The 11,077-nt window shown below is 64.9% G+C and carries 12 protein-coding genes; 4 read left to right on the forward strand and 8 right to left on the reverse strand.

The window, feature by feature from the left end; all coding sequences use genetic code 11:
• Positions 1 to 22: 22 nt before the first annotated feature.
• From LSQ66_RS13465 to LSQ66_RS13475, 3 genes are all read right to left on the reverse strand, one after another.
• Entirely contained in the window at positions 23 to 1,288 is a 1,266-nt protein-coding gene (locus LSQ66_RS13465) for an IscS subfamily cysteine desulfurase (RefSeq protein ID WP_269449074.1), read from the reverse strand.
• Positions 1,289 to 1,301: 13 nt separating this feature from the next.
• Positions 1,302 to 1,778, reverse strand: coding sequence for a Fe-S cluster assembly transcriptional regulator IscR (gene iscR, locus LSQ66_RS13470; protein ID WP_231765713.1), 477 nt, complete (start codon positions 1,776 to 1,778; stop codon positions 1,302 to 1,304).
• Between the two features lie 143 nt (positions 1,779 to 1,921).
• On the reverse strand, positions 1,922 to 2,323 hold the full coding sequence (locus tag LSQ66_RS13475) for a hypothetical protein (RefSeq protein ID WP_231765714.1): 402 nt from the start codon (positions 2,321 to 2,323) through the stop codon (positions 1,922 to 1,924).
• A gap of 198 nt (positions 2,324 to 2,521) precedes the next feature.
• Between LSQ66_RS13475 and LSQ66_RS13480 the strand changes: the two genes are divergently transcribed.
• Positions 2,522 to 4,261 carry a GGDEF domain-containing protein gene (locus tag LSQ66_RS13480; protein WP_231765715.1) on the forward strand — a complete coding sequence of 580 codons (1,740 nt, stop codon included), beginning with the start codon at positions 2,522 to 2,524 and terminating at the stop codon, positions 4,259 to 4,261.
• On the opposite strand, the gene maiA is transcribed toward LSQ66_RS13480, so the two are convergent.
• Genes maiA through LSQ66_RS13495 form a run of 3 tightly spaced genes read right to left on the reverse strand, consistent with a single transcriptional unit; the run spans position 4,262 to position 6,464 of the window.
• Positions 4,262 to 4,906 carry a maleylacetoacetate isomerase gene (gene maiA / locus LSQ66_RS13485; protein ID WP_231765716.1) on the reverse strand — a complete coding sequence of 215 codons (645 nt, stop codon included), beginning with the start codon at positions 4,904 to 4,906 and terminating at the stop codon, positions 4,262 to 4,264.
• A complete protein-coding gene (locus LSQ66_RS13490) occupies positions 4,903 to 5,925 on the reverse strand; it encodes a fumarylacetoacetate hydrolase family protein (RefSeq protein ID WP_231765717.1) in 1,023 nt (340 codons plus the stop codon). Before LSQ66_RS13490 ends, maiA begins: the two co-directional genes overlap by 4 nt.
• Entirely contained in the window at positions 5,922 to 6,464 is a 543-nt protein-coding gene (locus LSQ66_RS13495) for a VOC family protein (RefSeq protein ID WP_231765718.1), read from the reverse strand. Before LSQ66_RS13495 ends, LSQ66_RS13490 begins: the two co-directional genes overlap by 4 nt.
• An 85-nt stretch (positions 6,465 to 6,549) precedes the next feature.
• Between LSQ66_RS13495 and LSQ66_RS13500 the strand changes: the two genes are divergently transcribed.
• Both LSQ66_RS13500 and LSQ66_RS13505 read left to right on the forward strand, forming a co-directional pair.
• A complete protein-coding gene (locus tag LSQ66_RS13500) occupies positions 6,550 to 7,437 on the forward strand; it encodes a LysR family transcriptional regulator (protein ID WP_231765719.1) in 888 nt (295 codons plus the stop codon).
• Positions 7,438 to 7,464: 27 nt separating this feature from the next.
• The gene (locus LSQ66_RS13505; RefSeq protein ID WP_231765720.1) at positions 7,465 to 8,031 is read left to right on the forward strand and encodes a gamma-glutamylcyclotransferase; all 567 of its coding nucleotides are present in this window, start codon (positions 7,465 to 7,467) and stop codon (positions 8,029 to 8,031) included.
• Here LSQ66_RS13505 and LSQ66_RS13510 read toward each other — a convergent pair.
• The gene (locus LSQ66_RS13510) at positions 8,028 to 8,822 is read right to left on the reverse strand and encodes an MBL fold metallo-hydrolase (protein ID WP_231765721.1); all 795 of its coding nucleotides are present in this window, start codon (positions 8,820 to 8,822) and stop codon (positions 8,028 to 8,030) included. The genes LSQ66_RS13505 and LSQ66_RS13510 overlap by 4 nt on opposite strands.
• A 91-nt stretch (positions 8,823 to 8,913) precedes the next feature.
• Here LSQ66_RS13510 and LSQ66_RS13515 point away from each other — a divergent pair, with 91 nt between their 5' ends.
• Positions 8,914 to 9,885 carry a GlxA family transcriptional regulator gene (locus LSQ66_RS13515; protein WP_231765722.1) on the forward strand — a complete coding sequence of 324 codons (972 nt, stop codon included), beginning with the start codon at positions 8,914 to 8,916 and terminating at the stop codon, positions 9,883 to 9,885.
• Here LSQ66_RS13515 and LSQ66_RS13520 read toward each other — a convergent pair.
• Positions 9,882 to 11,033 (reverse strand): PA0069 family radical SAM protein, encoded by a 1,152-nt coding sequence (locus LSQ66_RS13520; protein WP_231765723.1) that lies wholly within the window; start codon positions 11,031 to 11,033, stop codon positions 9,882 to 9,884. The two genes, LSQ66_RS13515 and LSQ66_RS13520, sit on opposite strands and share 4 nt — an antisense overlap.
• Positions 11,034 to 11,077: the final 44 nt, after the last annotated feature.

Raw genomic sequence — 11,077 nt, forward strand, 5'->3', positions numbered from 1 at the left:
ATATAAATCGTTAGCGGCGCGCTTAGTGCGCGGCCCATTGGATCGAATTGATGTCGATCCCTTCCTTGAACATGTCCCACAGCGGCGACAGCTCGCGCAGCTTGCCCACCTTGGACTTCATCAGCTCCACGGCGAAGTCGATGTCCTGCTCGGTGGTGAAGCGGCCGATTGTGAAGCGGATGGAGCTGTGCGCCAGTTCGTCGCTGCGGCCCAGGGCGCGCAGCACGTAGGACGGCTCCAGGCTGGCCGAGGTGCAGGCCGAACCGGACGACACGGCCAGATCCTTCACGGCCATGATCAGCGACTCGCCTTCCACGTAGTTGAAGCTGACGTTCAGGTTGTGCGGCACGCGGTGGTCCATGTCGCCGTTGACATAGGTCTCTTCGATTTCCGTCAAGCCCTTGGCCAGGCGGTCGCGCAGGGCCTTGATGCGTGCAATCTCGCTGTCCATCTCTTCCTTCGCGATGCGGAAGGCTTCGCCCATGCCCACGATCTGGTGGGTGGGCAGCGTGCCCGAACGCAGGCCGCGTTCGTGGCCGCCGCCGTGCATCTGCGCTTCGATGCGCACGCGCGGCTTGCGGCAGACGTACAGCGCGCCCACGCCTTTCGGGCCGTAGGTCTTGTGCGCGGTGAAGGTCATGAGGTCGACCTTGGTCTTCTGCAGATCGATGTGCACCTTGCCGGTCGCCTGCGCGGCGTCACAGTGGAAGATGATGCCCTTGCTGCGGCACAGGGCGCCGATTTCGTCGATGGGCTGGATCACGCCGATCTCGTTATTCACCAGCATCACGGACACGAGGATGGTGTCCGGGCGCAGCGCGGCCGTCAGCTGTTCGATGGTGATCAGGCCATTGTCCTGCGGGTCCAGATAGGTGGCTTCGAAGCCCTGGCGCTCCAGTTCGCGCACGGTGTCCAGCACGGCCTTGTGCTCGGTCTTCACGGTGACGATGTGCTTGCCCTTGGACTTGTAGAACTGGGCCGCGCCCTTGATGGCCAGGTTGTTGCTCTCGGTGGCGCCCGAGGTCCAGATGATTTCGCGCGGGTCGGCATTGACGAGGGCCGCCACATGGCCGCGCGCCTCTTCCACCGCCGCTTCCGCCGTCCAGCCGTACATATGGCTGCGGGATGCGGCATTGCCGAACTGCTCGCGCAGGTAGGGAATCATCTTGTCCGCGACGCGGGGATCGATCGGCGTGGTGGCCGAATAGTCCATATAGATGGGGAAATGCGGCGCAGTGTGGAATTCCACGGGAGCTACCTGGGCGACTTTTTTCTCTGGGGCGTTCATCTGCTACTCCTGTTTAACCGAGGGCGGCTTCGCTGCGGTGCATCACCACGACGTTCTGCTCGGCGTTTTTCTGTTTCTGCTGGTCGACCAGGTCCTGCAGGGACACGGAATCGAGATAGTCGACCATCTTTTCGTTCAGCGTGGCCCACAGCTCGTGGGTCATGCAGCGGGCGCCCGTGGCCTTGTTGGCGCCATGGCAGTTTTCCTTGCCGCCGCACTGGGTGGCGTCGAGGGGTTCATCGACGGCAATAATGATGTCGGCGACCGTGACCTTGTCCGCCCGGCGCGCCAGGCTGTAGCCGCCGCCCGGACCGCGGATGGACTCCACGATCTCATGGCGGCGCAGCTTGCCGAACAGCTGCTCCAGGTAGGACAGGGAAATGGCCTGCCGCTGGCTGATGCCGGACAGCGTGACAGGGCCCTTGCCCTGGCGCATGGCCAGGTCAATCATCGCAGTGACTGCAAATCGGCCTTTGGTAGTCAAACGCATACAAGCTCGCTTCCTTCGGTTAAAATCTTGCCTTCGCCAAGCAAGCCAATTCCGGATTACTTGATCGATTTGGTCAAGTATAACAGAGTTGGGAAATCTTGTCCGGGAGCCCTTTTTTTGACGCGGGGCAGCAAAAAGCCCGGTCAGCCCAGCAGGTCGTGGGAATTCAGGATGGTGAAGGCGATCTCGGGATTGCTTTCAAGACAACGCCTGATGGCGGCCGGAATGGCCTGCCGGGTCTTGCGGCACAGTCCCGGCATCTCTCTTACCTCGATGTGGAAGCCGCGCACCGTGCGCACCTCGTTCGGGCCGGGCGCAATGGTCAGGGAAATTCCCAGCTGTTCGCGCAGGCGCTCCCCGATCCGCAGCAGTTCGGCATAGCTGCCGATGGCCTCGATGCGTTCGATCAGGCGCTTCTCCTCTTCCTTCGTCAGGCGCAGCACGCGCCGGTCCGCCGCCGGATCGTCCAGCAGACGCTCGCGCTCGCAGACGCAGGCGCCGGGCGGGCATTCCTTACGGATAGGAAAAGCAGGCGGATGCAGCATTGGACGGTCGTCGGTGGGGGCAACGGTAAACCTGCGAGTATGGTTCGGGCGCACTTCCCTGTCAAACCGGGCCTTCCGTCGCGGCGCGCCCTTGTCCCAGGACTTTGTTGCAGAATTGCCACCAAGATTGCAAACCGGTAAATAGAGCGTGGTACACTTTTCCGCTCGGCAAATTCCACTGCCTGTCCTTTTCCTGCCATGTTCCTGACGACTGCGCGCGCGCGCTCACTCTTCTATTGCCTCGCGGCCTTCGGCCTGCTGCTGTACGGGCTGGCAGGGGTGGCGCGCGCCGAGACCGCGCATCCGCGGCGCCAGGTCCTGATCCTCTATTCGCTGGGCTCGGACAGCTCCTCGCGCTGGCAAACGCTGGTGCACAAGGGACTGCAGCACGAGCTCGGAGGCGCCAATGCCGGCATCACGCCAGGCATCTATGAAGAACGCTTCGACGCAGTGCGCGTCGGCGAAGCGCAGGCGCTGGACAGCATGGCGCCCTATCTGCGCACCAAGTACGCGAGGGTGCGCTTCGACGCCATCATCGCCGAGAACTATGTGGCCGCAGGTTTCCTCAGCGCCCATCCCGAACTGTTCCCCGGCGCCGCGCGCTACTACGTCAACCACGGCCGCAGCGGCTGGGAGCCCGCGGACGGCGCGGGCCTCGAAGTGGAATCCGATTTCTCCCGCGCCGTAGGCACGATTCCGCTGACGATGCCCGAAGTGCGCCGCGTGGTCGTTGTGGGCGACCAGTCCGCCCGCGCGCAGAAATGGATCGGCCAGATCCGCAATGTGGCGCCGCAGTTCTCCCAGCTGGCATTCGAGTACTGGGACCAGCAGACCTACGAAGATCTCCTGCGCCGCGCCGCAGGCCTGGACCGCAGCAGCGCCATCTTCCTGCTCACGACGCGCAGCGACGGCAGCGGCGCCACCATGAACCCCACCGAACTGGCGCGCCAGCTCGCCTCCGCCAGCACGGCGCCCATCTTCACCAATACGCAGTCGCTGATCGTACCCGGCGTCGTGGGCGGCTATGCGGTGAGCGGCGAGGCGGTGGGCCGCGTGATCGGCCGCATCCTGCTTGGCCTGCCCGCCACCGCGGTCGATGTGCAGGGCTACTACTTCGACTACCCCAGCGTGCGCCGCTTCGGCCTGAACAACCTGCCGCACCAGGCGGTCATTCTCAACCGTCCGGAAAACGTGTGGGACCGCTATCGCTGGCAGATCATCGCGGGCATCTCCGCCATCGTGATCGAGGCGGTGCTGATCACGGCACTCGTCGTCGCGCTGCGCGACCGCCGCCGCATGCTGGCCGACCTGGATGCGGAGCGCAACAACCTGGAAGACCGCGTGCTCCAGCGCACCCTGGAACTGCTGATGGCCAATACCAAGCTGGAACAGCTGGCCACCACCGATCCGCTCACCGGCATCGCCAACCGGCGCAAGATGACGGCGCAGATTGCGAGCGAACTGGAACGCGCGCGCCGCTTCGGCCATCCGCTCTCGCTGCTCATGGTGGATATCGACTACTTCAAGCGCATCAACGATACCTTCGGCCACGAGGTGGGCGACAAGGCCATCATGGCGGTGTCGAAAATGCTGACCGAATCGCTGCGCGCCATCGACATGGTGGCCCGTTTCGGCGGCGAGGAATTCGTGGTGCTGATGCCGGAAACGGATCTGGACGTGGCCGTGCTGGCGGCCGAACGCCTGCGCGAAACGGCCTGCGCGCTGCGCATCGAGGGGGAATCCGGCGCCCAGGTGGCGCTCACGCTGAGCGTGGGCGTGGCCTCCGCCCTGGCCAACGGTTCGGCGGACACGCCCTCTTCCCTGCTGGTGCGCTCGGACAAGGCGCTGTACCGCGCCAAGAAACAGGGCCGCAACAGGGTGGTGCCCTTCACGGACGCGGAGTTCTCCGCGCCCGTTCCGGCTGGCGCGCCGGGCTGACTATTCCGCGTCCGGCTGCTGCGAAGGGTGGGCCTGGCGGAAGGCAGGCAGCTGCGCGCAGTGCTCGTGAATGGCGGCAATCGTGGGATATGGCGCCAGGCCGATCTCGAAGCGCTGGGCGTTGAACACCTGCGGCACCAGGAAGCAGTCCGCCATGGTGGGCGTATCGCCGTGGCAGAAGCGGCCCGTTGCACCGTCCCGCGCCAGCTGCGCTTCCAGTGCCGCCATGCCTTCGTTCATCCAATGGCGATACCAATCCATCTTGGCCTCTTCCGAAAGGCCCATATGGCCTTTCAGGTGCTTCAGCACGCGCAGGTTGCCCAGCGGGTGGGTGTCGCAGGCCACCGTCAGGGACAGCGCCCGGACGCGGGCGCGGCCCAGCGCGTCCTGCGGCAGCAGGGGCATGGTGGGGTGCATCTCGTCCAGGTATTCGATAATCGCCATTGACTGGGTCAGCACCGCGCCATCGTCTTCCAGCGCAGGCACCAGGGCGGAAGGGTTGACCGCGCGGTAGGCCTCGCCCAGCTGCTCGCCACCGTTGCGCAGCAGGTGCACCGGAACGGACTCGTAAGCCAGGCCTTTCAGGTTCAGGGCAATGCGCACGCGGTAGGCGGCGGAGCTGCGGAAATAGGTATAGAGCTTCATGCGCGGTCCCGGTAGTCGCGCACCGTCTGGTCGATGGCGCCGAAAATGCTGGCGCCGTGCGGGTCCTGCATCTCGATGCGCACCGTGTCGCCGAACTTGAGGAAGCCCGTTTTCGGCGCGCCGCCCTCGATGGTTTCATACATCCGCACTTCGGCCAGGCAGCAGTAGCCCACGCCGCCATTGGCGATGCTGGAACCGTGCAGGCTGCCTTGCTTGTTCGATACGGTGCCCGAGCCGATGATGCTGCCGGCCGCCAGTTCGCGCGTCTTCGCGGCGTGCGCCACCAGCTGGGCGAAGCTGAAGGTCATGTCCTCGCCCGCATTCGGCTTGCCGAAGGGCTGGCCGTTCAGGTGCACCAGCAGGGGCAGGCGCAGCTTGTTGTCCCGCCAGTGGGCGCCCAGCTCGTCCGGGGTCACCGCTACCGGCGAGAACGCGCTCGCGGGTTTGGACTGGAAGAAGCCGAAGCCCTTGGCCAGTTCGTTCGGAATCAGGTTGCGCAGCGATACGTCGTTCACCAGCATGACGAGGCGGATGGCCTTCGCAGCCTGCGTTTCGGTCGCGCCCATCGGCACATCGCCCGTCACCACCGCCACTTCCGCCTCCAGGTCGATGCCCCACTCCTCGCTCAGCGCATACACCGGGTCGCGCGGACCGACGAAGCTGTCCGAACCGCCCTGGTACATCAGGGGATCGGTATAGAAGGACGCAGGCACTTCGGCGTTGCGCGCCTTGCGCACCAGCTCCACGTGGTTGATATAGGCCGAACCGTCCGCCCATTGGTAGGCGCGCGGCAGCGGCGAGTGGCAGCGCGTCTCGTCGAAGGGCTGCACGTCGCGCGCGGCGCCGTCGTTGAGCTGCGCGTAGAGCTGCTCGAGCTGGGGCTTCACCTCTTCCCAGCTGTCCAGCGCCGCCTGCAGGGTCGGCGCGATATGCTGTGCGGGAGCGCAGCTGCGCAGGTCGCGGCTGACGACAACCAGCTGGCCGTCGCGTTTTCCATTCTTCAGTGTTGCGAGTTTCATGCCTGTCCCTCCGGCTGCGGCGCGTGCATCCAGGCGGCATGCGCAGGCGCCTTTTTCGTCTTCGACCATTCTTCGAGCATGGCCCATTTCACATCGTCCAGCTTCTGCATCATTTCCGGCGTGCCCGTGTTGGCGGCCAGTTCCAGGCGGTGGCCGTTCGGGTCGAAGAAGTAGATGGACTTGAAGATGGTGTGGTTCACGGGACCGATCACGTCGATGCCCGCGGCGACCAGGCGCTCCTTCGCGGCCAGCAGCTCGTCCATCGAAGCCACTTCCAGCGCCAGGTGCTGCACCCAGGCGGGGGTGTTCTCGTCGCGGCCCATCGGCTTCTGCGTCGGCAGTTCGAAGAAGGCGAGGATGTTGCCTTGGCCCGCGTCGAGGAAGACGTGCATGTAAGGGTCGGGGGCTTTGGTGGACGGCACTTCATTTTCTGCGATGGCCAGCACGAAGTCCATGTTCAGGTGCTTCACGTACCAGTCGACGGTTTCCTTGGCGTCCTTGCAGCGGTAGGCCACATGGTGGATCTGCTTGATTTTCATGGCGGGTCTCCTTGATCCCGTCATTAGACTCCCGAATCAGCTATCATACAAACGATATTTTTATCGTCATTTATCGATTTTCCAGATGAGTCCAACCGTCCGCCAGATGCGCGCCCTCGTGGCAGTGGCCCGTACCGGCAGTTTCACCCTCGCGGCCGAGCTGCTGCACCTCACGCAGTCGGCGCTCAGCGGCCAGGTGAAGGAGCTGGAACAGCTGCTGGGCGTGAAGGTCCTGGAGCGCAATACGCGGCGGGTGCAGCTCTCCGAAGTGGGCCGCGAGCTCTATCCCCTGTTCGACAAGATGCTGCAGGACCTGGACGGCGCCATGGCCGATATCGCCAGCCGCAAGGCGCTCAACAAGGGCACCGTGCGCATCGCCGCGCCGCAAATGCTGTCCTGCACCCTGCTGCCGGAAGCCATGGCGGCCTACCGCGCCGTCTGGCCAAAGGTGCAGCTGCGGCTCGTGGACTGCCCGGTGGACAATGTGGCGGGCCGCGTGTTCAGCGGCGAAGTGGACGTGGGCATCGGGCCGGAGCGCGATGCGCTGGCCGAGATCGACGCGGCGCTGCTCTTCGAAATGCCCTTCGTGGCCGTTTTCCCGCCAGGCCATGCGCTGGCGGCGAAGAAGAGCGTGCGCTGGGCGGACATGAACGACCATCCCTTCATCGCCCTGCAGGGCCAGTTCACAGAGCGCCTGCTGCGCGAAATGCGCCAGCCGCTCAATCCCCAGAACGAGGTGACCTTCATGACGACGGCGCTGGCCATGGTGAGCGCGGGACTCGGAGTGACGGCCTGCCTGCCGTATGCGGAGCCGATGGTGAAACGCTACGGACTCGAAATGCGTCCGCTTGCGGCGCCGGAGCTGACGCGCAAGTTCTTCGTCTACACCAAGACGTCGCGCTCGCCCTCTCCCGCCGCGCAAAGCTTCATCGACTTCCTGGGCGGATTCGTGAAAGCGCAAGGAACCCTATAATCACAGTTTTTTGCAGGATCGCAGCGCATGTCCCACAACACCATCGAGATCAACCGGGCGATGGACAAATTCGACGGCCACCACAGCGTGTGGCTGTTCGGCTACGGTTCGCTGATCTACAAGGCGGATTTCCCCTTCATCGAACGCCGCCCCGCCAGCATCGAGGGCTGGACGCGACGCTTCTGGCAAGGCTCGCACGACCATCGCGGAACACCCGAAGCGCCGGGGCGCGTGGCCACCATCGTGCCCCAGCCCGGAGCCGTCTGCCACGGCATGGCCTATCTGGTAACGCCAGAGGAGTTCGCGCACCTGGACCATCGCGAGAAGAACGGCTACCTGCGCCTGGCCATCGACATCCACTTCGACGGCGGGGGCAGCGAAGAAGGCCTGGTCTATATCGCAAAAGAAGATAACGCCGCCTTCCTCGGCGCGGCGAGCGAAGAGGAGATTGCCGCCCACATCGCGCAGGCGGCTGGACCCAGCGGGCCGAATGCGGAATACCTGCTGCAGCTTGCGGAGGCGCTGCGCGCGATGGGCCATCACGACGAACATGTATTCGCCATTGAGCGCCATCTCGCGCGGCTGCGCCCTTAAGCGGCAGCCTGTACCGCGCTGAACTCCAGGGTTTCGCCGTCCGCGGGGATCAGCAGGCGGCTGCCAAGGCCCGCATGCCGCGCGGCCGATGCAAGCTGCGCGCGCGTCACCGGGCAATGCCCGAGCGCTTCCAGGTGGTTCGCCACCGTAATGCCGCCGAAACCGCGGCAAAACTCCAGTACCTCCTCCGCGTCCATGATGATTTCGTGGCCCAGGTCGAACTTCGCGCCGCCTGCAGGAATCACCGCCACATCGGGCTGGTGATGCGCGATGAAACTGCGCACGGTATCGGTCAGGATGGTGTCGCCGGAGAGGTAGAGGCTTGGTTCCCCCGGCATTTCGATGAAATAGCCCACCCCGTGCTCCATCAGCAGGCCCACCATGCCCCGCCCGTGCGTGCAGCGCACCGTCCTGATCGTTCCGCCGAAGAAGGGCTGCGGCGCCGCATGGTGCTCCGGCAGCGGCTGCACGTTCAGGCCGCGCTGGCGCAGGTGCTGCGCATCGTGCGGCGTGCAGATGACGGGAATCTGCTTCTCGCGCAGCCAGCGCTTGGCGGCGCGGTCCAGGTGGTCGAAGTGGCCTTTCTGGCAGTGGGTGATGAGGCAGTGCGTGACGGTCTCCAGCTCGGTCTCGGCCGACGGCGGCAGTTCGACCAGCGGGTTGCGTACCCGTTCCCCCAGCAGCCGCAATGGCGGCAGCGCGCCCTTGGGGGCCAGCATGGGATCGACAAGGATGCGCATGGCGCCAATGCTGATGATGGCGGTGGCGTTGCGTAGCTGAGTGATTTTCATGGCTGTTTTCCTTTCATGGATGAGCACATTGTGCCCATCCTGCTTCGCGTCTAGAATGGCCATATACGACATAAATCATCCATTTCCGGCCATGGCATCGAAACCCTTCCGCGTCGCACTCCTGCTCTATCCCGGCTGCATGCCGGCCGGGCTGTTCGCCTTCGCCGATCTGCTGCATGCCGCAAACCGGCGGTCCGGCAAGCCGGTGTTCGAACCGGTCTTTGCGGGTTTGCAGGAAGGCCTTGTGGAATGCGCCCATGGCCAGGCTCTGCGCGCGGCCAGTGCGATCCGCGAGGCGGCGCCGGACGCCGTGCTGGTTCCGGGATTCTGGGGCGAGTCCACGCGCCAGGTGGAGGTGGCGGTGGCACAGAACAGCGCTTTGATCCGCGCGCTGGCGGAGCTGCCGAGGGCCGTGGGCATCTGGAGCTACTGCACAGGCGTCTGCATCGCCGCGGCTACCGGACGCATGAACGGACAGGCTGCTACCGTGACGTGGTGGCTGGCGGATCTCGCGCGCCTGCGCTTTCCGAAGGTGCGCTGGCAAACCGAGAGCACGGATGTGTGGCACGAGCGGAACGCCTCTGCATCGGGCGTGAACGGTTATCTGCCGATTGCGCAGGCGGCCATCGAAAAACGCCTGAATGCAGACGCTTACCGCGAACTGGCGAAGCTGATGGTGCTGCCGCGGCCGGAACGCAGGCATCACGCCTTCCGCACCATGAACCTGATCGAACAGCCGAACCGGCTGCTGCGCCAGCTGCACGCCGTTGCCGAGCGGCTGCCCGCGTCGGACCTCACGCTGAAGCGGCTGGCGCAGGAACTGAATACCACCGAGCGGACGCTGGCCCGCAAGGTCGCTGCCGCAACCGGCCAGCCGGTGGCCAGCTATGTGCGTTGCCTGAAACTGAACCAGGTCAGCGAACGCCTGATCCACACCTCCCTGCCCGCCAGCAGCATCAGCGCAGAGCTGGGCTTCAGCAGCGATTCGGGCATGCGCCGCATGTTCAAGGAGCTGACGTCCCTCACACCAGCCCAGTACCGCCAGGCTTTCGGCCAGGCCTAGAAGAGATCGAGCTGGCCGGAGGAAGAAGCGCGGGTTTTGGCGGCGCGGGGCGGCACCACGACGGGACGTTTGAAGATGGTGCAGTCCAGTTGCTTGAAGCGCAGGCCGCGGCCGTGCATGCCCAGGCGCTGCACGGACTTGTCCACGCGCTGGCGTATCAGGTCCGCCCATACGCCCTCGCCGTGCATGCGGCTGCCGAAGGTGGCGTCGTAGTCCTTCCCGCCGCGCATGTCGCGCACGCGGTTCATCACGCGGGCCGCACGGTCGGGGAAGTGCGCTTCCAGCCATTCCTTGAACAGGGGGCTCACTTCCCAGGGCAGGCGCAGCACCACGTAGCTCGCCATGATGGCGCCTGCCTCAAAGGCCGCTTCCATCACGCGTTCGATGTCCGGCTCCGTCACGAAGGGAATGATGGGGGCAATGCTCACGCCAACAGGAATGCCAGCATCGGTCAGCGTGCGGATGGTGCGCAAGCGGCGCGACGGCGCCGCGGCACGGGGTTCCAGCGTGCGCGCGATAGCCGGGTCGAGCGTGGTCAGGGTGACGGAAGCCGCTGCCAGCCGCTTTGCCGCCATGGGTGCAAGAATGTCCAGGTCGCGCTCGATGAGCGAAGACTTGGTGATCAGGCCGACCGGATGGTCGCATTCCTGCAGCACTTCCAGCACCCGCCGGGTAAGCTTGTAGTCGCGCTCACAGGGCTGGTAGGCGTCCGTATTCACGCCGAGCGCAATGGGCTCGGGCTTGTAGCCCGCCTTTGCCAGCTCACCGCGCAGCAGCTCGGGCGCATTGACCTTCGCATACAGCTTGCTCTCGAAATCCAGTCCGGGCGAGAGACCCAGGTAGCTGTGCGTGGGCCGGGCGAAGCAGTAGATGCAGCCATGCTCGCAGCCGCGGTAGGGGTTGAGCGACACGCCGAAAGGAATGTCCGGCGACTGGTTGCGGCTCAGGATCGTGCGCGCCATCTCTTCGGTAACGTGCGTGCGGAAGATGCGGGGCGCTTCTTCCTCACGCTCCCAGCCATCGTCGTAGTCTTCGCGCTCATGCACCTCGTAGCGCCCCTGCAGATTGGAGACGGCGCCGCGCCCCTTCTGTGCATTGAGCGGCTTGGGCGGCAACATCACCTGCCCTTCGAATTCTTGGTCCTGCATGCGAAGCTCCGGAATACTGGATATATATACAGTATTTTATGCCC

The organism is Massilia endophytica (assembly GCF_021165955.1).
Lineage (GTDB): Bacteria > Pseudomonadota > Gammaproteobacteria > Burkholderiales > Burkholderiaceae_D > Rugamonas > Rugamonas endophytica.